Below are 23043 nucleotides of genomic sequence, written 5' to 3'. Positions count from 1 at the left end.
CTTGGCTTAGGCAATTCTGGTAAAAAGCTGATTAAACAATCAAGCCCCGTAATGGGCCTTGAGAGGCACCCGTCCCCGGGATAAGGTAGACGGAAGTACGAGAACAAGGGGTGAGCAAGAATGACGTCGGCCAACGATATGAAGGCAGCGCGCGAAACGTACGAAGGGTTTATCTCTCTGATCAAGATTTCCGTGCCGATAATCGTGGTTATCGTCGCGTTCGTCCTGCTGATCATCCAGTAAGGAATGACCCAGAGCCTGACGATCGCCGTTCTTGCCGAACGCGCGACGGGAGAGACCCGCGTTGCCGCAACGCCGGAAACGGTGCGCAAATTGGCGGCGCTGGGTGCAGTGCTGGTGGTGGAAAGCGGCGCGGGCCATGGCGCCGGCATTGCCGACGACGATTACCGCGCGGCGGGTGCGACCATCGCCGGTGCCGACGCCGTCGCCGGCGCGCAGATCGTGCTGGGCGTCCAGGGACCGGATCCGGCACGCGTGGCAGGTGCGGCACCGGGCGCGTGGATCGTCGCCGCGCTCGATCCGTTCGGGCAGCGCGCCCGCGTCGATGCCTATGCCGCCGCCGGGTTCGAAGCTTTGGCAATGGAATTCATGCCACGCATCACGCGCGCCCAGTCGATGGACATTCTCTCGTCCCAGGCAAATCTTGCCGGCTACAAGGCCGTGCTGGTGGCGGCCAATCTTTATGGCCGGGCCTTTCCGATGATGATGACCGCTGCCGGCACCGTCAGCGCCGCGCGCGCTTTCATCATGGGTGTCGGCGTTGCCGGGCTCCAGGCGATCGCCACCGCACGCCGCCTCGGCGCGCAGGTTTCGGCCACCGACGTCCGCTCCGCCACCAAAGAGCAGATCCAGTCGCTGGGCGCCAAGCCGATCTTCGTCGAAAACGTTTCGGGGATAGAAGGCGAGGGCGCCGGCGGCTATGCCACCGAAATGAGCCCGGAATACCAGAAAGCGCAGGCAGAACTGGTGTCCAGCCACATCGCCAGGCAGGATATCGTGATCACCACCGCGCTGATCCCCGGCCGCGCCGCGCCGCGCCTGATCAGCGATGCGCAGATCGCCACGATGCGCCCGGGTTCGGTGATCTATGATCTGGCCGTGGCGCAGGGCGGCAACGTGGAAGGCAGCGAGCCCGACCAGGTGGTCGAACGGCACGGGGTGAAGATCGTCGGCTATGCCAACACGCCCGCGCTTCTGCCGGCCGACGCATCAGCGCTCTTTTCGCGCAACCTCTACAATTTCCTCTCCGCTTTCTGGGACAAGGAACAAGGCCGTCCGGTGCTGGACGCGGAAATCGGCAACGCCATCCGCCTGACCCAAGGCGGGCAGGTCGTCCATGAAAGGCTGCAGGGATAGCGCAGAGCGAGCGATCCTCCCCCGGCGGGGGAGGGGGACCGCCCGCAGGGTGGTGGAGGGGGATTAATGCGCGATCATAGCTTGCCGGCACTGAAGAAAGCCAGAAACCTACGCAAAACGATGAGTTTGCCGGAAGTCTTACTATGGCAGCGTCTGCGGCGCTGCACGGATGACGTAAAGATCAGGCGTCAGCACCCGGTAGGACGCTACGTCGCGGATTTCTTTTGTGCAGCCTCGGGCGTTGCCATCGAAATCGATGGTGTCGGCCACGACATGGGCCCTAGGCCCGAACGAGACGCACGCCGAACTGCCTGGATGGAAAGCATCGGTTTGCGTGTCGTTCGCATTCCGGCCATGGACGTCCTGCGTGATCCCGACGGAGTTGCCCAGGCCATCGTAAGCGCATGCCGCGTCGCACTCCCTCCGACAGCCCTGCGGGCTGCCACCTCCCCCGTCGGGGGAGGATCTGAAGGTATCTGAAACCATGGACTTCATATCGATCCTGAGCATTTTCGTGCTCGCCTGTTTCGTCGGCTATTACGTCGTCTGGTCGGTCACGCCGGCGCTGCACACGCCCCTCATGGCCGTCACCAATGCCATTTCCTCGGTCATCATCGTGGGGGCGCTGGTGGCATCGGCGGCGACGGGATCGTCGTGGGCCAAGTGGCTGGGGCTGGGCGCGGTCGTGCTGGCCTCGGTCAACATCTTCGGCGGCTTTGCCGTGACCCAGCGCATGCTCGCGATGTACAAGAAGAAGGAGAAGAAGTGATGGAGCACGCTTCCTCCTCCTGGGCTTCCTCCCCCTGGGTGGGCCTGGCCTACCTCGTTTCGGGCGTCCTGTTCATCATGGCGCTGCGCGGGCTTTCTTCGCCGGGCACCAGCCGGGCGGGCAACCGCTATGGCATGATCGGCATGACGATCGCCGTGGTGACCACGCTGGTCACCCATTCCATCGCCAGCCTGCCGGAAATCGCCGTGGCCATCGCCATCGGCGGTGGCCTCGGCTTCTTGATCGCCCGCCGCATCCAGATGACGGCGATGCCGCAACTCGTCGCCGCATTCCACTCGCTGGTCGGCCTTGCCGCCGTCATGGTGGGCCTGGCCGCCTATGCCAACCCGGATGCGTTCGGCATTCTCGATGCCCAAGGGCTGATCGAGCCGCAGAGCCGGGTGGAAATGGGCCTGGGCATCGCCATCGGGGCGATCACCTTTTCCGGCTCGATCATCGCGTTCCTGAAGCTGGCCGGCAAAATGAGCGGTGCGGCCATCCTGCTTCCCGGACGGCACGTGATCAACCTTGCCACCCTGATGGCGATTCTGGGCCTGGTGGCCTGGTTCACCCAGGATGAAAGCCTCTGGGTCATCGCCACCATCACCGTTCTCGCCTTTGCCATCGGCTTTCTGCTGATCATTCCCATCGGCGGGGCCGACATGCCGGTGGTCGTCTCGATGCTCAACAGCTATTCCGGCTGGGCCGCCGCCGCCATGGGCTTCACCTTGCAGAACACCGCGATGATCGTGACGGGCGCGCTTGTCGGCTCATCGGGGGCGATCCTTTCCTATATCATGTGCAAGGCGATGAACCGCTCGTTCCTGTCAGTCATCGCCGGCGGTTTCGGCGCAGAAGCAGCCAGCGGGGATGGTGCCGCCAGGGAGCAGCGCCCGTGGAAGCGTGGCTCGGCCGAAGACGCGGCCTTCCTGATGAAGGAAGCCGAGAACGTGATCATCATCCCCGGCTACGGCATGGCGGTGAGCCAGGCCCAGCACGTGCTGCGCGAGATGGCCGACGTACTCAAGGCCAACGGCGTCACCGTCAAATATGCCATACACCCAGTGGCCGGGCGCATGCCGGGGCACATGAACGTGCTTCTGGCCGAAGCCAACGTCCCTTATGACGAAGTCTTTGAACTGGAAGACATCCAGGGGGATTTCGCGCAGGCCGACGTGGCTTTCGTGATCGGCGCCAACGACGTGGTCAATCCTGCTGCCAAGACCGACAAATCGAGCCCGATCTACGGCATGCCGGTGTTCGACGTGGAAAAGGCCAAGACGATTTTCTTCGTCAAGCGTTCGATGGGCGGCGTGGGTTATTCGGGCGTGGACAACGATGTCTTTTACATGGACCAGACGATGATGCTTCTGGCCGATGCCAAGAAGATGGTCGAAGACATCGTCAAGGCGTTGCAGCACTGAGGCAGGCATGAAACGCAGCGCTTTTGCTCTTGTCGCCGCGCTGGCGGTCCTTTCGTCTGCTTGCGTGTCAAAGCTGGCCGAAGGCCGCGTGCGCACCGCGCTGGTCAACGCCGGGCTTTCACCTGCCAATGCGGCCTGCATGGCCGAGCGGATGACCGACCGCCTGTCCATCGGGCAATTGCGCCGGCTGGAGGCCCTGCAGGCGCCCAAGCGGACGCTCGCCGATTACGTCTGGACAGTGCGGCGGCTCGATGATGCGCAACTGGTTGACGTGACGGTCAGCTCTGCCGCGCTCTGCACCTTGGGACTGGCTCCCGAAAAGCGTTGAAACGTGCAGCGGCGGCGGGCGGACTGGTGCTCGCGCCTGCTGGACCTGCGGCTGCGCCTTGCCTAAGGCTGGTGGCCGACCGGAACGGACTGACCGGCAGGAGACACGGTTTGCGCAAGATCGGCTTTATCGGCGGGATGAGTTGGGTCTCCACCCGCACTTATTACGAACATATCAACAGGTTGGTCCAGGCTCGCACCAGCGCGCTGGCGAGTGCGCCGATGATCATCGAGAATCTGGACTTCACCGGCCTTGCGAAGCTTTCCACGCCCCATGAATGGGCCCACGCGGCGGCCGTGCTGACCGACAGCGCGCGGCGCCTGGAAACGGCCGGCGCCACGGCCATCGTGATCGGCGCCAATTCCATGCACAAGGTCTATGATGCGGTGACTCAGGCCATTGCGGTGCCGGTTATCCATATCGCCGATGCCGTAGGCGCGCGGATGCAGGCCAACGGGGTGAAAACCGCGGCTCTGATCGGATCGCGCAACGTCATGGTGGAAAGCTTCTATCGCAAGCGGCTGGTGGCCCATGGCGTGACGCTGCTGCCCCCGGTGATGGACAATGTCGAAGAGATCGACCGCATCATCTACGAAGAACTGATGCAGGGCCGTGCCACGCGATCGGCCGAACGGACGTTCAAGACGTTGCTGACCAGCATGGACCAGGCCGGCGCGGAAGGCGTGGTGCTGGGCTGTACCGAGCTGGACATGGTCATCGATGTCGATGCCAACGTGCTGCCCATCTATGACGGCACGCGCATTCATGCAGAGGCGGCGGTGGACTGGATCCTGGGCCCGGCATGAGCCCGGGCTTGGCGATGATGCGCGCGCCCTGGGCCTGCGATCCGGCCGCGTCGCGCGGGCGCGAACACGCGCTGGGGCAGGGGGGCGTGCGCGGGCCGCGCAGCGATTTCCAGCGCGATCGCGACCGGGTGATCCACTCCATCGCTTTTCGCCGTCTGCGCCACAAGACCCAGGTGTTCATTGCCCCCGATGGCGATCATTACCGCGTCCGGTTGACCCACAGCCTGGAAGTGGCGCAGATCGGCCGGGTGATCGCCCGCGCACTGGGCGCCGACGAGGATCTGACCGAAGCCCTGTGCCTGGCGCACGATATCGGGCACCCTCCGTTCGGCCATGCCGGCGAAGCCGCGCTCGAGGAAGCCCTGGCCGGTTGCGGCGGTTTCGATCACAATGCCCACACCTTGCGCGTGCTGATGCGGCTCGAAAGCCCTTACGTGGAACACGACGGCCTCAACCTTACCTGGGAAACTCTCGAAGGGCTGGCCAAGCACAACGGCCCGGTGACGCGGCCGCCCTGGGCCTTGGCCGAACTCGATGCGGCCTTTCCGCTCGATCTTGCCAGCCATGCCTCGCTCGAGGCGCAGATCGCCGCGATTTCCGACGATATCGCTTATGACAACCACGATATCGACGATGGCCTGCGTGGCGGCTTTCTGACGCTGGACGATCTGCTGGCGCTGCCGTTCGTGGCCGATCAATGGTACGCGATCGAGGCGCGCCATCCCCATGCGCCGCGCGAACGCCTGCTGCGCGAACTGGTGCGCGGGCAGATCGGGCGCATGGTCAACGACGTGATCGAGGAAACCCGGCACCGCCTTGCGGCAAGCGGGGTCGACAGCCCCGATGCGGTGCGCGCTGCCGGGCGGGCGCTTTGCGGTTTTTCCGAAGCGGTGCGGCGCGAGGAACGCACGCTCAAGCAATTCATGTATGCCCGGCTCTATCTGCACCCGGAACAAGTGGCCGCGGCCGACCGCGCGCGGCATGTGGTAGAGACCCTGTTTGCGGCCTTCCACGCCGATGCGGCACTGATGCCGGCCTCCTGGCAGGCCCGCGTGGCTGTCCACGAGCCGGCGCGCAGCCGGGTGATCGCCGATTTCATCGCAGGCATGACCGATCGCTATGCCATCGACAACTTTGCCCGGGTAACCGGCCACCTGCCCGAGGGTCTCAAGAATGTCTGATCCCGTTCGCGTGCTGCTGACGGGGGCGACGGGCCTGATCGGACAGGCCGTGTTGTCTGCCGCGGTAGACCGGCCCGGCTTGCGCATGGTGGCGCTGGGCCGCCGTGCCGCGCCGTTGCCGCCCGGCGCGCAGATGGAGCAACTGGTGATCGATCCGGCGCAATGGCCGCAGGCGATCGCCGCCGCGCGGCCCAAAGCGATCGTTCTGGCGCTGGGCACCACGATTGCGGCCGTCGGTGGAGATCGGGCGGCGTTCCGGGCCATCGATCATGGGTTGACGCTGAACTGCGCCCGCGCGGCGCGGCACAGCGGGGTGGAGCATGCCATCCTTGTTTCGTCCCTTGGCGCCGATCCGGCCGCCCGCGCATTCTACCTTGCCACAAAAGGCGAAGTGGAGCGCGACCTGGCCGCGCTGGGCTTTGCCCGGCTCGATGTGCTGCGCCCCGGCCTGTTGCGCGGCGCCCGCCATGGGGCGCCACGACCGGCCGAGCGGATGGCCATGGCCATCATGCCGTGGATCGATTGGGCGCTGGCCGGTGGCTTGTCGCGCTATCGCTCCATCTCCTCGATCACGGTGGGCCGCGCGATCGTGGCCCTGGCGCGGGCCGAGGCCAGCGGGCATTTCATCCACCACTATCGCGAAATCCACAACGCCGCGCAGAATAAGGCTCAGGCAAACGGTTGACTTTTCCGCGTGCCTTGCGCGAAACAGACATCCTGTCGCTGACCCGCGCGGGAGAGTTCGCTATCGATTCGCCAAGGTGAAGCGTTAGCGGCGCCGAAGGAGCAACCGCCCCGGAATCTCTCAGGCCAACGGACCGCACGGGGTCTATAGCGGCACTCTGGAAAGCGCTCCGCCTTCATTCTGGAGGAGGGGCCACCGAAGGGGTAACCCCGATATGCGCGGCGAAGCGGCGCGGGGGAAAGCTCTCAGGTTTCCGTGACAGAGGGGGCACCGTCTGGTGCGTCTCTGTGCGGAGTTCAAACTTGTGAGTGACACATACGATCCTGCCTGTCCTGCAAGCCTAACGCCGGCTGTCCTGCCGCTGCCGCTCGATGCCTGGCACCGTGCCCGCGGTGGCCGGATGGTGGAATTTGCCGGTTATCACATGCCCGTGCAGTACGAGGGCATTCTGGCCGAACACCTGTGGACGCGGACTCACGCCGGGCTGTTCGACGTGTCGCACATGGGGCAGTTGGTCGTGCGGGGAGACGATGCCGCGCAGGCGCTGGAAAGCCTGCTGCCCGGCGGTTTCACCACGCTCGGTCCCGGCAAGCAGCGCTATTCGCTGCTGCTCGATGACCATGGCGGCATTCTCGACGATCTGATCGTCACCAATCGCGGCGATCATTTCTACATCGTGGTGAACGGCGCCACCAAGCACGCCGACATTGCCCACATCGCCGCGCGCCTTGCGCACGGCGTGACACTCGAACATCTGGCGGGGCATGCCTTGCTGGCTTTGCAGGGCCCCGAAGCCGCTTCGGCGCTGGGCGCGCTGGGCCTGGTGCCGGCAAGCGATGCCGGTTCCGCACTCGATACGCTGGTGTTCATGGAAGCCGCCACTTTCCTGTGGAACGGCATCGCGCTGAGCGTCAGCCGCTCGGGCTATACCGGGGAAGACGGCTTCGAGATTTCGGTACAGGCCGATCATGCCCAAGCACTGGCCGATGCGCTGCTGGCGCAGCCACAGGTCAAACCGATCGGGTTGGGCGCACGCGACTCCCTGCGCCTCGAAGCCGGGTTGCCGCTCTATGGCCATGACCTTTCGCCGGCGATCGATCCGGTGGAAGCCGATCTGGGATTTGCCATTCCCGCCCGTCGCCGCGTCGCCGATGCCGGTTTTCCCGGCGCCGCCCGCCTGGCGCAGGTCTTTGCCCAGGGCCCGGCGCGCCGCCGCGTGGGCCTGTTGATTGATGGCCGGATGGCCGCGCGCGAGGGGGCTGCCGTGCTTGCCGAGGGCCGCGACGTCGGCGTCGTCACATCCGGCGGGTTTGCCCCCAGTCTCGAACGCCCGATCGCCATGGCTTTTGTCGAAGCCGCGCTGGCCGCTCCCGGCACACGCCTTGCCCTTTCGGTGCGCGGCAAGGCGCTTGCTGCCACGGTCGCCCCGCTTCCCTTCGTCCCCCACCGCTATGTGCGCAAAGGAACTGTCCGATGACCCGCTATTTCACTGCCGATCATGAATGGATTGCGGTCGAAGGCCGTGCCGCGACCGTGGGCATTACCGATTATGCGCAAGGCCAGCTGGGCGATATCACTTTTGTCGAGCTGCCTCTCGTCGGCGCGTCGCTCACCAAGGGTGACAGCGCGTCGGTCGTCGATTCGGTCAAGGCGGCTTCGGACGTCTATGCGCCCGTATCGGGAGAGGTCACCGAAACCAACCCGGCTTTGGAGGATGCGCCGGAGCTGATCAATTCCGCGCCGGAAAGCGAGGGCTGGCTGTGGCGGATGGCGCTGGCCGATCCGGCGGAGCTGGCCGGGCTGATGGACGAGGCGGCCTATGCCGCCCATGTCGCGGGGCTGTAAGACCGTGCGCTATCTTCCTTTGAGCGATCACGATCGCGGCGCGATGCTTGCGGCGATCGGGGTTCCCGATGTCGATGCCCTGTTTGCCGATGTGCCGGCCGAGGCACGGCTTGCCGGCCCGATTGCCGGTCTGCCCGGCCATGCAAGCGAAATGGCGGTGGAACGGCACATGGCGCGGCTTTCGGCCGAAAGCCTTGCCGCCGGCCAGGTGCCGTTCTTCCTGGGGGCAGGCGCTTATCGCCACCACGTGCCCGCCAGCGTCGATCACCTGATCCAGCGCGGCGAGTTCCTGACGGCCTATACCCCCTATCAACCCGAAATCGCGCAAGGCACCTTGCAGGTTCTGTTCGAATTCCAGACCCAGGTCGCGCGCCTGTTCGGCACCGACGTGGCCAATGCCTCGCTTTACGACGGTTCCACCGCCTGCTGGGAAGCGATTGCCATGGCCGGGCGCATCACCCGCCGCAACCGGGCGGTGCTTTCGGGCGGCCTGCATCCGCATTATGTCCGCACGGCGCAGACGATGGCGCGGTTCACCGGCGACATGCTGATCACCGCCCTGCCTGAACTGACGGCTGCGCCCGACGATGCAGCGCTGATCGCCGCGATCGACGCCGAAACCTCGTGCGTGCTCGTGCAATATCCCGATGTGCTGGGCCGTATTCCCGATCTGCCGCGCATTGCCGCTGCGGCGCAGGCCCATGGCGCGCTGCTGGTAGCCGTGGTGACCGAGCCGGTGGCCCTCGGCCTGATCGAAAGCCCCGGCACGCTGGGCGCCGACATCGTGGTGGGCGAAGGCCAGTCCCTGGGCGTCGGCCTGCAGTTCGGTGGCCCCTACCTGGGGCTGTTCGGCTGCCGCGAAAAGTTCGTGCGGCAGATGCCGGGCCGGCTCTGCGGCGAAACGGTCGATGCCGATGGCAAGCGGGCATTCGTCCTGACCCTTTCCACGCGTGAGCAGCATATCCGGCGCGAAAAGGCGACAAGCAATATCTGCACGAATTCAGGGCTTTGTGCGTTGGCGTTCAGTATTCACCTGAGCTTGCTGGGCGGGAAGGGGCTGGCCAGCATGGCGCGTGCCAGCCATTTGCGTGCGGTGCAGGCGGCCCAGGCCCTGGCCGGGGTTCCCGGCGTTTCGCTGGTCAACCAGACTTATGTCAACGAATTCACGGTGATCCTGCCGCGCGCGGCGGCCGACGTGGTGGATGCCCTGGCAGTGCGGCGGGTGCTGGCCGGCGTGCCGTTGTCGCGTCTTTTTCCCGCCGAACCGGCCTTGGCCAATGCGCTGGTCGTGGCGACCAGCGAATTGACGCGCGAGGATGATATCGCGGCCTTGGCGTCAGCGCTTGCGGAGGAATTGGCATGACCGTTCTCAATCCTGCAGGGTGGCGGCCCGAACCGGGCGAACGGACGCGCGCCTTGGACGAAGTGCCCGAAACGGTGACCGGCAACCGGGCGCTCCATCTGGAAGAACCGCTGCTGTTCGAAGTGGGCCGCAACGATCATTGCGGCGTCGATTTCGATGCGGTGCCGGGATCGCCGCTGGCGGCCCTCGCCCTGCGTGACCGTCCGGTAGACCTGCCCGGGCTGAGCGAGCCGGAAGCCGTGCGCCACTACACGCGCCTGTCCCGCCAGAACTATGCGATCGACCTGGGGCTGTTTCCGCTGGGCAGTTGCACGATGAAGCATAACCCGCGCCTTGATGAAAAGGTGGCGCGCATGGCTGGTTTTGCCGATGTGCATCCGCTTCAGCCCGTGGCGACGGTGCAGGGCGCACTCAAGGTGATCGAGCAACTGGCCGACTGGTTGATCAAGCTGACGGGCATGGCCGCCGTGGCGATGACGCCCAAGGCCGGCGCCCATGGCGAACTCTGCGGCCTTCTGGCAATCCGTGCCGCGCTCGATGCACGTGGCGATCGGCGCGAGGTGATCCTGGTGCCTGAAAGCGCGCACGGCACCAACCCCGCGACCGCCGCGTTTGCCGGCTTCAAAGTCGAAGCGATCCCGGCCTCGGCCGATGGCCGCATCGATACGGCCGCGCTGCTGGCAAAGCTGGGGCCACATGTCGCCGGGGTCATGATCACCAATCCGAACACCTGCGGCCTGTTCGAACGCGATCTCAAGGTCATCGCCGATGCCGTGCATGGCGCCGGTGGCTATGTCTATTGCGACGGCGCCAATTTCAACGCCATCGTCGGCCGGGTGCGACCGGGCGATCTTGGCGTGGATGCCATGCACATCAACCTGCACAAGACCTTTTCGACACCGCATGGCGGCGGCGGGCCGGGCGCCGGGCCGGTGGTTCTTTCGCCGGCACTTGCCCCGTTCGCACCGTTGCCTTTCGTGGCGCGAAGCGGCGATGGCACGCTGCGCCTGGTGGAAGAGGCCGACGGCGCCGGTCTGGCGCCAGGCGCGTTCGGGCGGATGTGCGCGTTCCATGGCCAGATGGGGATGTTCACCCGCGCCCTGGCCTATATTCTGAGCCACGGCGCAGACGGCCTGGCTCAGGCATCGGGCGATGCCGTGCTCAATGCCAATTACGTGCTGCGCCGTCTGGAACACGTGCTCGACGCGCCGTTCGGTGCGTCGGGGCCGTGCATGCACGAGGCGCTGTTCAGCGACGAAGGCTTTGCCGAAGGCTTTTCCACGCTCGATCTGGCCAAGGGGCTGATCGACGAAGGCTTTCACCCGATGACGGTCTATTTCCCGCTGGTGGTGCATGGCGCGATGCTGGTGGAACCGACCGAAACAGAAAGCAAGGCCGGCATCGATCAGTTCATCGCCGCGATGGAAAGCCTGGCCATCCGCGCGCGGGCAGGCGATGCGGCTTTGAAAAGCGCGCCGCATTTTGCCCCGCGCCGGCGCGTGGACGAAACCCGTGCCGCCCGCAAGCCGCGCCTGGCATGGACCCCGCAACACACCTGAAAGCTTTGACCCCGTGATGAAAAAGGCGTGGCGGAGAAAAATCCCGCCACGCCTTTTCAATCGACGCGAGCCAGCCGGTGCAAAGCGACAGCTTACTTGTTGATCGCGTCAGACCCGGCCTTGCCGACCGATTCGATATCCCGGCCAGCACCCTTCACGGTGTTGCAAGCCGTGGTGCCCAGCAGCAGACCGCCCATGGCCGCCGCGATGATGATCCTGCGCATCATGCCAATGCTCCGTTCCTTAGGGGATAAGCGACGGGCTTCGCCGCCTTTCCGAACCCGCTCAGAACGTATCAGCATGCGCACGGTTCCGCGCTGCCGGAGGCGGACGGCGGCGGGTGCAGCGCCATGCGGCATGTCACGCTTGCGCCCTGCGCGAAGAGCCGGCATGCGCCGCCGATGAGTGAATTCCGGCGCGCGATCGATTGGCCAGGCCCTTGGCAGGGCATTGCGGCGGCCGGTTGCGCTTTGCTGGCCATCGCCGTCTGGGCATGGCTGGCCGAGCGGCGACGGCAGATGCGGCACGATCCTGATCGCGTGGGCTGCATGCCGTGGACGCTGATTTTTGTGCTGAGCTTTTTTCTGGCCTGCGTGCTGCTGGGCGGCGCGTTGCGCACCGCCCTTGGCTGAACCGCTCTGGCCACCGGGCCGCAGGTTTTACAGGCAAGCCTCGAGATAGGCTTGGTCAAAACCAAATTGACGAGCTTTTTCAAGCGTATAGGGGCGAAGGCCGGAAGGCCGGAACTCACCGATGATCTTGCCGTCTTCGGTTTCATCCAGATATTCGAACTTGAACAGCTCCTGGGTGACGATCACGTCGCCTTCCATGCCGATCACTTCGGTGATGTTGGTGGTGCGGCGCGAACCGTCGCGCAGGCGCTTGACCTGGACGATCAGATCGACCGATTCGGCGATCTGCCGGCTGATGGCTTCCTTGGGGATCTTGATGTCGCCCATCATGATCATGTTTTCCATGCGGCCCAGGCATTCCCGCGGGGAATTGGCGTGCAGCGTGCACATCGAGCCGTCATGGCCGGTGTTCATGGCCGCCAGCAGGTCAAAGCATTCCGCGCCGCGAATTTCGCCCAGGATGATGCGATCGGGGCGCATGCGCAGGGCGTTCTTCACCAGATCGCCGATCGTGATGGCGCCCTGGCCTTCCAGGTTCGGCGGGCGGGTTTCCAATGGCAGCCAGTGGGGCTGTTGCAGGCGCAGTTCGGCTGCGTCTTCGATCGTCAGTACGCGCTCGCCGGGGTCGATCATCTTCGAAAGGGCATTGAGCATGGTGGTCTTGCCCGAACCCGTACCACCGGAAATGACGATGTTCATGCGGCAGGCGCCCGCGATCTTGAGCGCGGTGCACATCTTTTCGCTCATCGAGCCGAAATCGCGCAGCATGTCGAGCGTGATCGGCTTTTCGGAGAACTTGCGGATGGAAATCGCGGTGCCGCGCAGGGACAGCGGCGGGACGATCACGTTGACGCGGCTGCCATCCTTCAGGCGTGCGTCGGCCAGCGGCGTCGTCTGATCGACACGGCGCCCCACCTGGTTGACGATGCGCTGGGCAATCTGGAAAAGATGGCTTTCGTCGCGAAAGCGGATCGGGGCGATCTGCAGCTTGCCCCTCTTTTCGATATAGGTCTGCTCCGGCCCGTTGACCATGATATCCGACACGTCGGGATCGTTGAGCAGCTCTTCCAGCGGACCGAAGCCCAGCAATTCGTCGATCAGCACTTTTTCCAGCGCGAACTGTTCGCGCCGGTTCAGCGTGACTTTCAGCTCCGCCAGAACTTCCATGATGATCGGGCGGAATTCTTCCGACAACTCGTCCTTGGTCAGCGTGGCGGCCGCTTCGGGATCGACTCGCTCGAGCAGGCGCGGCAGCACCTGTTCCTTGATCTTGTGAACCGAGGCTTCGAAACCTTCGGCGTGATAGCTGCCGTCCACCACGCCGTTGCTGCGTTCCGCCAGGCGGTTCATGGCATCGGCGTGCTTGGGCCCCATGTGATCGTTCGCGCCGGGCAGCGGCGGCGATTCGGCAAGGCCTACAGGTACGGAATTGGCCGGCTCGCCCGCTTTCATGGGGCGTGCCACACCGAACGAGGGGCGTGCGGCAGCAGTTCCGCCCAAACCTGTCTTTCGGCCAAAAGCGCTCATGCGTCTTTCCTGTCAACTCGTTCGATCAAGGCCTGTCCAGGCGATGGCATGGGCCAGCCTGGTGCCCGTAACGAATACGGGCGAAACCTTCAGGATTTCCTAAAGTGGCACAAAAGGTCCGACAGAGAGGTAAAGGATTGGTTATCCCGATGCCGGGCGGGGATCAGGACTGGTGCTGACTGTGCGACCGGCCCCGGGGCGCACGGATCGAATGGCACCACCCCGTGCCCAAAAGCAGAGGCGGGCGCGATGTCGTGGCCTTGCACCCGATCTGTCACGCACGATCCACGCCTGCTTCGACAACGCTGCGCCGGCGCGGATGGGATGGAACAAAGCCGCGCTGGTGGAGAACGCGGCCCTTTCTCGATTTTTGCAATGACCCGGCTTTTGCAATGGCCGGTTTTTGCGATGAATCGCCAGCAAGCCTGCGGACTTCGATGTCCGCACCGCCCCGCGGCGGTGACGGTGCGGACATGAGGCCGGGAGCTGGCTTGGTCAGATCCGCGCCGCGAAAAGATAGCCTTCGCCGCGCACCGTGCGGATCAGCGCGCCGCCGCCATGGCGCACCAGCTTGGCACGCAGGCGCGAAACGGCAACGTCGATGGCCCGGTCAAAGGCTTCGGCCTCGTCACCGTGCACCAGGCGCAGCAGCGCCTCGCGGCTGACGACATGGCCCGCGTGCATGGCCAGCGCATGCAGCAGCTTGAATTCGCCGCTGGTCAGATCGACGTCACGCCCGGCAGGGTCGCGCACCACATAGAACGTGGGATCGAGCATCCAGCCGGCGAAAGTCAGCCCTGGCGATGCGGCGGCGCGGGCGCTGGCGACATGGCCACGGCGCAGCACCACGCGCAGGCGGGCCAGCAGTTCGCGCGGGTTGAACGGCTTGCCCAGGTAATCGTCGGCGCCCAGTTCCAGGCCCACGATGCGATCGACGTCGCTGGCCGCAGCCGAAAGCAGCATGACCGGCGGCGTACCGGGCTGTTCGGCCATTTCGCGCAGCAGGCCGAGCGAGTCTTCGCCGCGCGCCATGACGTCGAGAATTACCGCGTCGATCGGCTCCAGCGCCACAAGCTGCCGCAGCTCGGTGCCGTCGGCCACAGATATGACATGCATGCCCTGGCCTTCCAGATACTCGCGCAGCATGTCGCGGGTTTGCTGGTCTTCATCGAGCAGGGCAATGCGCGACTCATGCTTGCGGTGAAGCGCAGGCTCATAGCTGCCGGCTGACGCAGAGGCTGCCAACACGGCGTCGTTGCGGGCAAAACGCAGGCCGGCGTTGGGATTGTGGCGGAGTTCGGGGTTTGCAAGGGCCATTCGTCGGGGTCCATCGGTGAGAGGGGAGGGAGAGGGACACCCGCCTAACGGGTGGCAGAGTAAAACCCTTCGCCCGAGATTTCTTTTTCTTGCGACTTGCGCGTCCTTCGTGTCGCGACCGGCAGATGCTGATGCAATCGATTGTTGTAACCCCTTGAACTCTGTGTCATGGTGATGGCGAAGGGCCTGTGAAGTCCGCGGGGAGAGCGCGATGGAGATTGCCGGCAATCCGGCCAAAGCGGGGCCTGGTCCTGGCAAGGCCGCCATGCCGGAGCCGGCAAGGCCCCGCTTGTCGTTGCGCCGCATTCTGGAAATGAACCTGGGTTTCCTGGGCCTGCAATTCAGTTTCGGGCTTCAGCAGGGCAACATGGGCCCGATCTACAGCTATCTGGGGGCGAACGAGGCGCAGTTGCCGTTGCTCACCCTGGCTGGCCCGATCACCGGCCTGCTGATCCAGCCGCTGATCGGGGTGCTGTCCGATCGCACGGCAGGGCGCTGGGGGCGGCGCACGCCCTATTTCCTGATCGGTGCGGTGCTGTGCGCGCTGGGCCTGCTGTTCATGCCGCTGTCGTCATCCCTCTTGATGGCGGTCTCGCTGCTGTGGTTGCTCGATGCGGGCAACAACATCACGATGGAACCCTACCGGGCTTATGTGTCCGACCGCCTCGATCCCGGGCAGCGGCAGACCGGCTTCCTGTCGCAAAGCGCGTTTACCGGCCTTGCCCAGATGCTGGCGTTCCTGACACCGTCGGTGCTCGTCGGGCTGGGGATGAACCAGGACTGGGTAGATGCCCACGGCGTTCCCTATACCGTCCGGGTGGTGTTCATGCTCGGGGCAGTGCTGTCGCTGGCGACGATCCTGTGGTCGGTGTGGCGCGTGCCGGAACTGCCGTTGACCGCGCAGGAACGCGCGGCCATCGCCGCCGCGCCCAAGGGCCTTGGTGCCGCGCTTGCCGAAATCGCCGATGCCATGCGGGTCATGCCCATGGCCATGCGCAAGCTGGGGTTGATGAGCCTGTTCCAGTGGTCTGCCATGTCGGGTTACTGGCTTTATGTCACCTACGCGATCGCGCGGGGCGTCTATCATACGGCCGACGCGCACAGTTCCGCCTTTCACAGCGCGGTGCTGGCCAACGGGGAAATGGCCGCATTCCATAACGGCATTTCGTTCTTGGCGGCCTTTGCCATGGTGCCTCTGGTGCGCCGGATCGGGCCGGGCCCGCTGCACGCGTTGTGCCTGATGGCCGGCGGCCTTGGCATGCTGGCGCTGCCGCATGTGACCGAAAAGGCCCTGCTGTTCGTGCCGGCGGTGGGCGTGGGCCTGGCCTGGGGCAGCATCATGGGCAATCCCTACGCGATTGTCGCCAATGCCATCCCGCCCGCACGCACTGGTGTTTACATGGGCATTTTCAACATGATGATCGTGATCCCCATGTTGCTGTTCGCGGTGGTGATGAGCGAGCTTGACCTGGGCTTCGTCAAGCTGGGCTTTGGCGTCTATGCCCATGTGCTGCATAACGATCCGGGTCACATGCTTTCGCTGTGCGGCGGCTTGCTGATCGCGGCGGCATGTTCGGTCTTATGGGTGCGCGAGGGTCGCCCGCAGGCACAGCGTCTCGCCGGGGCCAGCGCATGAGCCAGCCCCTTGCCGGCCCGCCGCTGCCGCCGATCAACGCCCAGAGCGTCGCCATATTCCACGTCGCGGCCGGTTCGGCGGCGTGCCGGCACCGGTGTTCCATCCGGCGTTCGCGGGAGACCGGGCCGCTCGCGGCTTGAGCCCGACGCGCGGCTGCGTCAGGCGCTTTCGCGCACGACCAGTTCGGGGACCATTACCGTGGACGGGGTTGCAACCCCGGCAATGCGCTGCGTGAGCATTTCGACCATCAGCCGTGCCCCGCCGGCAATGTCCTGGCGCACGGTGGTCAGCCGAGGAACGGTATGGGTGGCAACGGGCAGATCGTCGAACCCGATGACGCCCAGATCGTGCGGTACGCGTATGCCGCGTTCGTGCAGGATGCGCAAAGTGGTCATGGCGATCACGTCCGACGCGCAGACGATCCCATCGACACTGCGGCCCAGGCGGTCGAGATGCCCGGCCACCTGTTCGGGAAGTTCGTCGTTCGACAGGTGGGTGGAACAGGCCTTGAGATCGCTCGCGCCCGCGCATGCGCGCACTGCCTCCTGTGCGCCGGCCAGGCGATCGGCAATCTCGGGGGCGCCGGGATCGCCAAAGAACACTAGGTTGCGCTTGCCCTGATCGAGCAGTCGCTGTGCCGCCATGCGGCCGCCCAGGCGGTTGTCGGTGCCCACCGTGCAATGGATCTGGCCAGGGCGATGGCTGCCCCACACCACAAGCGGCAGATACCGTCCGGCCACGTGGTCGATCGTTTCCATCTGGTTGGATTGGCCGATCACCAGCGCGCCGTCGAGCATGCCGGAATCGACGATGCGATCCAGCCATTCGTCATCCCCCGGAATGACGCGCGACAGCATGAGATCGTGCCCACTTTCGGTGAGGACATCGGCCAGATGGCCGAACAGCGTCATGAAGAACGGATCGGAGATGTGCTGGCGCCGTTCGTGACCCAGTGGAATGACCACGCCGATCACGCCCGTGCGCTGCGTGCGCAGGCGGCGGGCCATCTGGTTGGGGCGGAAGCCGTGATCGCGGGCGATCGCCTGGATACGCTCGCGTGTTTCGACATTGACCAGGCTTTTGCCGGCCAGCGCGCGCGAAACCGTGCCGGCCGAAACGCCCGCCATGCGCGCCAGTTCCGCGATATTGCGGATGCGGGGCTTGCCTTCTCGCGCGGTCTTGTCGTTGGTGGCATCGCTCATGCCGCTGCTTTTAACTGGCGGGAACCCGAAAGCAAGGACACCCGCATGGCCGCTCCATCGCAAAAACAGACACCGTGCGGCTGGTCGGGTGATGCACGTCTGCCACATCGCGCAACAATCCGCCGCGTGGCTCTGCAATCCTTTGCAGAAGCATGGATCGATGCATTTCAAACCACTGCAGTGGAGCATATTGCCATGCCTAGCCGGACGATTGCCGCTACGGTCCGCTACCGGTCCTGGTCCGCTGTCAAACAATCAGACAAGATTAGGGCAGACCCGCCCTGTCAGCCCGGCTGGCTTGCCGCCAAGGCCTGGCACCCCAGCGCGATCGCCCCGGTGATGCCGGCATCGTCGCCCAGGCCGGGCGTGACGATGTAGGTTTCAAGGCCAGGGTCGAGGCGGGGATGGCGAACATAGCCGTTGAGCCTGGCCTGCGTCTGACGGCGCACCGATGCGATAAGCCCGGGCGCTTTCATCACCCCGCCGCCGAAAATCAGGCGATCGGGCATGTGCAGCAGCACCAGGCTGGCCGCCAGGTGCGCGATATAGCCGCCGATCAGGTCGATCGCGATGGGATCGTCCGCCAGCTGGTCGAGGCTCCTGCCCCAGCGCTTTTCGATCGCCGGGCCGGATGCCAGCCCTTCCAGGCAATCGCCGTGATAAGGGCAGGACCCGGGGAAGGGATCATGGCCGGGATCGCGGGGAGGCATGATATGCCCGCTTTCGAAATGCGAGATGCCCATCAGCGGGCGGCCGTTGCCGACCACACCCGTGCCGATCCCGGTGCCGATCGTGGTATAGGCCAGCGTGCGGCAGCCCTGGCCCGCGCCTTTCATCCATTCGCCAAGGCACGCGCCGTTGACATCGGTATCGACGACGATGGGCGCGCCGAACCGGCCCAGCACATCGTGAAAGCGCGCGCCCTGCCAGCCCGGCTTGGGCGTGGTGGTGAAGGTGCCATAGGCGGGCGAGGCGGGATCGATGTCGATCGGGCCGAAACTGGCAATGCCGAAGGCCGCGATCGGGCCATGCTCGTTTCGGGCGCGAGCAAAGAAATCGGCAAGCGCTGGAAAACAGGTTTCAGGGGTCTGCGTGGGGATCCGCGTTCGCGTCAGGATGTCGCCCCCGGAGGTGGCGAGCGCGGCGATGAACTTGGTTCCACCCGCCTCGATCGCGCCGATCAAGGGAGTGCCGGTTCGCGGGGCGGGGGGCATCGTTCTCTCCCTGTTGGTTTTCGAACGTCAGTTTTCGAACGCCGATTTTCGCAAAGCGTCCTTCCTTGAAGGCGGGGACGATGGCTCGGTCAACCCTTTTTGCAATCGAATTACCCGGTCCCGCTACCGCAAACCTGCTTGCATACTTATGCAACGTGCATCCGCCCTTTCGAGCGACTAGGGCTGGACCGATCACGGACCTTTCGAAGGGGCCACACGTTGCCATGCACGACCGCGCGGCTGCGTGAACAAGAGGAGACCGCCGATGGCCGACAGTTGTTCTGCGCTTTTGCTTTTTGGCGCGACTGGCGATCTGGCCCGGCGCATGCTGCTGCCGTCGCTCTATGCCCTGCATGAGGACGGCCTGATCGATCCGGACCTGCGCATTGTCGGCACTGCCCGATCGGAACACGACGATGCCGAATTCCGCGAACTGGCCAAGGCCGCGCTCAACGAGTTCCTGCCGGCCGACCGCAAGGATGAAGGCAGGCTGGCAAGCTTTCTGGCGCGGCTCGAATATCAGACGCTCGATGCCGCGAACGTCGATGGCTTTTCGGCGCTGACTGCCAAGCTCGGCGATACGAGTTGCGGCCTGTCGATTTTCCTTTCGACCGCGCCGGCCCTGTTCGAACCGACGATCGAAGGGTTGCGCCGCGCCGGCCTGGCGCACGATAACGTGCGGATCGGCCTGGAAAAGCCGCTGGGCAACGATCTGGCGTCCAGCCGCCGCATCAACGGCGCGGTTGCCGCCGCCTTTGCCGAGAACCAGATTTTCCGCATCGACCATTATCTGGGCAAGGAAACCGTGCAGAACCTGATGGCGCTGCGCTTTGCCAACATGATGTTCGAGCCGCAATGGAACGCCGGTAATATCGATCACGTTCAGATCACGATCAGCGAAACCGTGGGCCTTGAGGGCCGCAAGGGGTTCTATGACGATACGGGCGCCCTGCGCGACATGGTCCAGAACCATATGCTCCAGCTTCTGGCGTTGACCGCGATGGAGCCGCCGCGCGATTTCGACGCCACGTCGATCCGCGACGAAAAGGTCAAAGTGCTGCGCGCGCTGCGGGCCGTGAAAGCCGAGGAAATGGTGCGGGGGCAGTATCGCGCCGGTGCCGTCAAGGGCGAAAGCGTTGCCGGCTATCAGGAAGATCTGGGCACTGCCTCGGGCACCGAAACCTTCGTGGCGATCAAGGCGCATATCGACAACTGGCGCTGGCAGGGCGTGCCGTTCTACCTGCGCACCGGCAAGCGCCTGGCCGAGCGCCGTTCGGAAATCGTGGTGCAGTTCAAGCAGGTGCCGCACAACATCTTTGCCGGCCGGGGTGGCCGTTTGCAGGCCAATCGCATGGTCATCCGCCTTCAGCCCGAGGAATACGTGCGGCTTCAGGTCATGGCCAAGGAGCCGGGGCTGGATCGCAACGGGGTGGTGCTGCGCGAGGTGAACCTCGACCTGTCGTTGACCCAGGCTTTTGCCAAGGCGCGCCGCCGCATCGCCTATGAACGCCTGCTGCTCGACCTGATCGAGAGCGAGCAGACGCTGTTCGTGCGCCGCGACGAGGTGGAGGCCCAGTGGCGCTGGGTCGATGCCATCCGCGCCGTCTGGGCGGGCGACGAGACGGAGTGCAAACCCTATGCCGCCGGCAGCTGGGGGCCGAACGCCGCCATCGCCCTGACCGAACGCGACGGAAGAAGCTGGAATGACTGACCGCGCGCATCCTCGCGTGCGCTGGGCGCAGCCCGGAGACGCGGCCGCCGTGGCCGACCGCATTGCCGCCGAACTGGCGCGGCCGGGCGAAAAACGCCTCGCAATGACCGGGGGCTCCACCCCGCTCGGGGTTTTGGCCCTGCTCAAGGAACGCGGGCTGGATTGGCGCGGGGCGACCCTTGCCCTGACCGACGACCGCCGGGTGCCGGACGATCATCCTGCCAGCAATTTCGGCAAGCTTTACGCCGCCCTGGGTGACAGCGGCGCCCGGTTCGAACGCCTTGAAGAAGGCGCGCGCGTGGCGCCGTTCGATCTGGTTTGGCTGGGCATGGGCGAGGATGGGCATGTCGCCTCGCTGTTTCCCACCATGCAGGCGCTGCTCCGCCCCGGCGCCACGGTCATCGCCACGACACCGGTTCCCCTGCCGCCCGAAGCGCCGTACGATCGGCTCACGCTGACAGCGCGCGCACTCAAGGCGACGCGCGAGATCATTCTGGTGGTGACCGGCGCGGCCAAGAAGGCGCTGATCGAAGACGTGCTGGCGGGCAATGCCGATTACCCCGTTTCCGAGTTCCTGCGCGGTGCCGACGGCCCGCCAGTCACCATCTACTGGAGCGAATGATGGCCCTTCATCCCACCGTGGCCAAAGTCACGGACCGCATCGTCGCGCGCAGCCGCGATACCCGTGCCGCCTATCTCGACCTGATCGATCGCGCGCGCGAGGCTGGCGTCAACCGCGCCAACCTTTCCTGCGGCAATCTGGCGCACGGCTTTGCCGCTGCCGGAGACGACAAGCCCGCGTTGCGCGCCGGCAAGGCGCTGAACATCGGCATTGTCACGGCCTATAACGACATGCTGTCTGCCCATCAGCCCTATGGCCGCTATCCCGAACAGATCAAGGTCTTCGCCCGTGAAGTGGGCGCAACCGCGCAAGTGGCGGGTGGCGTTCCGGCCATGTGCGATGGCGTGACCCAGGGCCAGGATTCGATGGAGCTGTCTTTGTTCAGCCGCGACACGATCGCGATGGGCGCGGCCGTCGGCCTTTCCCACGGCATGTTCGAAGCGGCGCTGTTTCTGGGCATCTGCGACAAGATCGTGCCCGGCCTGATCATCGGCGGCCTGCGCTTCGGCCATCTGCCGACTATCCTCGTGCCGGCCGGGCCGATGCCGTCGGGCCTTGCCAACAAGGAAAAGGTCCGCATCCGCCAGCTCTATGCTGAAGGCAAGGTGGGGCGCGAGGAACTGCTTGAATCCGAAAGCGCCAGCTATCATTCGGCGGGCACCTGCACGTTCTATGGCACGGCCAATTCCAACCAGATGATGATGGAAATGATGGGCCTGCACATGCCCGGGTCCAGCTTCGTGCTGCCCGGCACCAGGCTGCGCCAGGAATTGACGCGCGCGGCCGTGCACCGCGTGGCGCAGATCGGCTGGGACAGTGACGATTATCGCCCGCTGGGGCGGTGCGTCGATGAAAAGGCCATTGTCAATGCCGTGGTCGGCCTGCTCGCCACCGGCGGATCGACCAATCACGTGATCCATCTGCCCGCCATGGCGCGCGCGGCAGGCATACAGATCGATTGGGACGACATGGACGAGCTTTCGCGCGTGGTGCCGCTGATCGCGAGCATCTATCCCAACGGCGCGGGCGACGTGAACTATTTCCATGCGGCGGGCGGCATGCCCTATGTCATCCGCGAACTGCTGGACGCGGGCCTTGCCCATGGCGACATTCGCACCGTCTATGGCGCCTCGCTGGCTGAAGGCGCGCAGGAGCCGGTGATGGACGGTGACAGGCTGGTCTGGAATCCGGCCCCGCAGGCAAGCGGCGACGATAGCATGTTGCGCCCGGTTTCCGCGCCATTCCAGCCCGAGGGCGGCCTGCGCCTGCTGCAAGGCAATCTGGGGCGCGGCACGATCAAGGTCAGTGCCGTCGATCCCGCGCGCTGGACGGTCGAAGCACCAGCCCGGATCTTTGCCGATCAGAACGACGTGCTCAAGGCTTTCAAGGCCGGCGAGCTGGAGCGCGACGTGATCGTCGTGGTCCGGTTCCAGGGGCCGGCGGCCAACGGCATGCCCGAACTGCACAAGCTGACGCCGCCGCTGGGCGTGTTGCAGGATCGGGGTTTTCGCGTGGCGCTGGTCACCGATGGCCGCATGTCGGGCGCATCGGGCAAAGTGCCGGCCGCCATCCATGTCTCGCCCGAAGCGAAACAGGGCGGCCCGCTCGCCAAGCTCCGCGATGGCGACATGGTGCGGGTCTGCGCCGTGACCGGCCGGCTCGATGCGCTGGTCGATGCCGCCGAATGGGCCGCGCGCGAAACCGTTTCGGCCCCGCCTGCGGCGATGGGCGTGGGGCGCGAACTGTTCACCCTGATGCGCCATCATGCCGATCCGGCCGAACGCGGTGGCTCGGCCATGCTGGCTGTGGCGGGTCTTTAGATACCGGCGGATTCGGGGGAGGCTG

At 65.3% G+C, this 23043-nt stretch carries 23 protein-coding genes and 2 riboswitches; of the genes, 18 read left to right on the top strand and 5 right to left on the bottom strand.

The window, feature by feature from the left end; all coding sequences use genetic code 11:
* Positions 1 to 120: 120 nt before the first annotated feature.
* The 13 genes from AC3EDY_RS01190 to gcvPB all read left to right on the top strand — a co-directional run bounded on the left by AC3EDY_RS01190 (position 121) and on the right by gcvPB (position 11337).
* Complete coding sequence (locus tag AC3EDY_RS01190) at positions 121 to 243, top strand: aa3-type cytochrome c oxidase subunit IV (protein WP_488570613.1); 123 nt, start codon at positions 121 to 123, stop codon at positions 241 to 243.
* A gap of 3 nt (positions 244 to 246) precedes the next feature.
* Positions 247 to 1377 carry an NAD(P) transhydrogenase subunit alpha gene (locus tag AC3EDY_RS01185; protein WP_488570612.1) on the top strand — a complete coding sequence of 377 codons (1131 nt, stop codon included), beginning with the start codon at positions 247 to 249 and terminating at the stop codon, positions 1375 to 1377.
* Between the two features lie 66 nt (positions 1378 to 1443).
* Positions 1444 to 1857 (top strand): endonuclease domain-containing protein, encoded by a 414-nt coding sequence (locus tag AC3EDY_RS01180; protein ID WP_488570611.1) that lies wholly within the window; start codon positions 1444 to 1446, stop codon positions 1855 to 1857.
* A 4-nt stretch (positions 1858 to 1861) separates the two neighbouring features.
* On the top strand, positions 1862 to 2146 hold the full coding sequence (locus AC3EDY_RS01175; protein ID WP_488570610.1) for a proton-translocating transhydrogenase family protein: 285 nt from the start codon (positions 1862 to 1864) through the stop codon (positions 2144 to 2146).
* A complete protein-coding gene (locus AC3EDY_RS01170) occupies positions 2146 to 3570 on the top strand; it encodes an NAD(P)(+) transhydrogenase (Re/Si-specific) subunit beta (protein ID WP_488570609.1) in 1425 nt (474 codons plus the stop codon). Before AC3EDY_RS01175 ends, AC3EDY_RS01170 begins: the two co-directional genes overlap by 1 nt.
* Before the next feature lie 7 nt (positions 3571 to 3577).
* Positions 3578 to 3898, top strand: a complete 321-nt coding sequence (locus AC3EDY_RS01165) for a hypothetical protein (protein ID WP_488570608.1) — start codon at positions 3578 to 3580, stop codon at positions 3896 to 3898.
* Between the two features lie 110 nt (positions 3899 to 4008).
* Complete coding sequence (locus AC3EDY_RS01160; protein ID WP_488570843.1) at positions 4009 to 4704, top strand: aspartate/glutamate racemase family protein; 696 nt, start codon at positions 4009 to 4011, stop codon at positions 4702 to 4704.
* Positions 4701 to 5885 carry a deoxyguanosinetriphosphate triphosphohydrolase gene (locus AC3EDY_RS01155; protein ID WP_488570607.1) on the top strand — a complete coding sequence of 395 codons (1185 nt, stop codon included), beginning with the start codon at positions 4701 to 4703 and terminating at the stop codon, positions 5883 to 5885. Before AC3EDY_RS01160 ends, AC3EDY_RS01155 begins: the two co-directional genes overlap by 4 nt.
* Positions 5878 to 6570 carry an NAD(P)H-binding protein gene (locus AC3EDY_RS01150; RefSeq protein ID WP_488570606.1) on the top strand — a complete coding sequence of 231 codons (693 nt, stop codon included), beginning with the start codon at positions 5878 to 5880 and terminating at the stop codon, positions 6568 to 6570. Before AC3EDY_RS01155 ends, AC3EDY_RS01150 begins: the two co-directional genes overlap by 8 nt.
* 38 nt (positions 6571 to 6608) lie before the next feature.
* Positions 6609 to 6716, top strand: a riboswitch (glycine riboswitch).
* Between the two features lies 1 nt (position 6717).
* A riboswitch (glycine riboswitch) is annotated at positions 6718 to 6842 on the top strand.
* Between the two features lie 32 nt (positions 6843 to 6874).
* Positions 6875 to 8047 carry a glycine cleavage system aminomethyltransferase GcvT gene (gene gcvT, locus AC3EDY_RS01145; RefSeq protein WP_488570605.1) on the top strand — a complete coding sequence of 391 codons (1173 nt, stop codon included), beginning with the start codon at positions 6875 to 6877 and terminating at the stop codon, positions 8045 to 8047.
* Positions 8044 to 8415, top strand: coding sequence for a glycine cleavage system protein GcvH (gene gcvH, locus AC3EDY_RS01140; protein ID WP_488570604.1), 372 nt, complete (start codon positions 8044 to 8046; stop codon positions 8413 to 8415). Before gcvT ends, gcvH begins: the two co-directional genes overlap by 4 nt.
* Before the next feature lie 4 nt (positions 8416 to 8419).
* Complete coding sequence (gene gcvPA, locus AC3EDY_RS01135) at positions 8420 to 9778, top strand: aminomethyl-transferring glycine dehydrogenase subunit GcvPA (RefSeq protein ID WP_488570842.1); 1359 nt, start codon at positions 8420 to 8422, stop codon at positions 9776 to 9778.
* Positions 9775 to 11337 (top strand): aminomethyl-transferring glycine dehydrogenase subunit GcvPB, encoded by a 1563-nt coding sequence (gene gcvPB / locus AC3EDY_RS01130; protein ID WP_488570603.1) that lies wholly within the window; start codon positions 9775 to 9777, stop codon positions 11335 to 11337. Before gcvPA ends, gcvPB begins: the two co-directional genes overlap by 4 nt.
* A 92-nt stretch (positions 11338 to 11429) precedes the next feature.
* On the opposite strand, the gene AC3EDY_RS01125 is transcribed toward gcvPB, so the two are convergent.
* Positions 11430 to 11534 carry an entericidin A/B family lipoprotein gene (locus AC3EDY_RS01125; protein WP_488570841.1) on the bottom strand — a complete coding sequence of 35 codons (105 nt, stop codon included), beginning with the start codon at positions 11532 to 11534 and terminating at the stop codon, positions 11430 to 11432.
* Between the two features lie 204 nt (positions 11535 to 11738).
* Here AC3EDY_RS01125 and AC3EDY_RS01120 point away from each other — a divergent pair, with 204 nt between their 5' ends.
* Positions 11739 to 11969, top strand: a complete 231-nt coding sequence (locus AC3EDY_RS01120) for a hypothetical protein (protein ID WP_488570602.1) — start codon at positions 11739 to 11741, stop codon at positions 11967 to 11969.
* A 27-nt stretch (positions 11970 to 11996) separates the two neighbouring features.
* Here the strand turns inward: AC3EDY_RS01120 and AC3EDY_RS01115 are convergent, their stop codons facing one another.
* On the bottom strand, positions 11997 to 13496 hold the full coding sequence (locus AC3EDY_RS01115; protein WP_488570601.1) for a TadA family conjugal transfer-associated ATPase: 1500 nt from the start codon (positions 13494 to 13496) through the stop codon (positions 11997 to 11999).
* A gap of 495 nt (positions 13497 to 13991) precedes the next feature.
* Entirely contained in the window at positions 13992 to 14813 is an 822-nt protein-coding gene (locus tag AC3EDY_RS01110; protein ID WP_488570600.1) for a winged helix-turn-helix domain-containing protein, read from the bottom strand.
* 265 nt (positions 14814 to 15078) lie between these two features.
* Between AC3EDY_RS01110 and AC3EDY_RS01105 the strand changes: the two genes are divergently transcribed.
* Positions 15079 to 16449 (top strand): MFS transporter, encoded by a 1371-nt coding sequence (locus AC3EDY_RS01105; protein ID WP_488570840.1) that lies wholly within the window; start codon positions 15079 to 15081, stop codon positions 16447 to 16449.
* Between the two features lie 158 nt (positions 16450 to 16607).
* Here the strand turns inward: AC3EDY_RS01105 and AC3EDY_RS01100 are convergent, their stop codons facing one another.
* Both AC3EDY_RS01100 and AC3EDY_RS01095 read right to left on the bottom strand, forming a co-directional pair.
* Positions 16608 to 17651: a LacI family DNA-binding transcriptional regulator gene (locus AC3EDY_RS01100; protein ID WP_488570599.1), complete on the bottom strand. Its 1044-nt coding sequence runs from the start codon at positions 17649 to 17651 to the stop codon at positions 16608 to 16610.
* Positions 17652 to 17935: 284 nt separating this feature from the next.
* Complete coding sequence (locus tag AC3EDY_RS01095; RefSeq protein ID WP_488570598.1) at positions 17936 to 18865, bottom strand: ROK family protein; 930 nt, start codon at positions 18863 to 18865, stop codon at positions 17936 to 17938.
* 265 nt (positions 18866 to 19130) lie between these two features.
* On the opposite strand from AC3EDY_RS01095, the gene zwf reads away from it, so the two are divergent.
* Genes zwf through edd form a run of 3 tightly spaced genes read left to right on the top strand, consistent with a single transcriptional unit; the run spans position 19131 to position 23018 of the window.
* Positions 19131 to 20576: a glucose-6-phosphate dehydrogenase gene (gene zwf / locus AC3EDY_RS01090; protein WP_488570597.1), complete on the top strand. Its 1446-nt coding sequence runs from the start codon at positions 19131 to 19133 to the stop codon at positions 20574 to 20576.
* Complete coding sequence (locus AC3EDY_RS01085) at positions 20569 to 21198, top strand: 6-phosphogluconolactonase (RefSeq protein ID WP_488570596.1); 630 nt, start codon at positions 20569 to 20571, stop codon at positions 21196 to 21198. The genes zwf and AC3EDY_RS01085 overlap by 8 nt, the downstream gene beginning before the upstream one ends.
* Positions 21198 to 23018, top strand: coding sequence for a phosphogluconate dehydratase (gene edd / locus AC3EDY_RS01080; protein ID WP_488570595.1), 1821 nt, complete (start codon positions 21198 to 21200; stop codon positions 23016 to 23018). The genes AC3EDY_RS01085 and edd overlap by 1 nt, the downstream gene beginning before the upstream one ends.
* The last annotated feature ends 25 nt before the right edge of the window (positions 23019 to 23043 follow it).

This window comes from Novosphingobium sp. DS6-6, assembly GCF_057784975.1.
The sequence above is the reverse complement of the archived record's forward strand: the minus strand, read 5'-3'. Positions and strand labels throughout refer to the sequence as shown.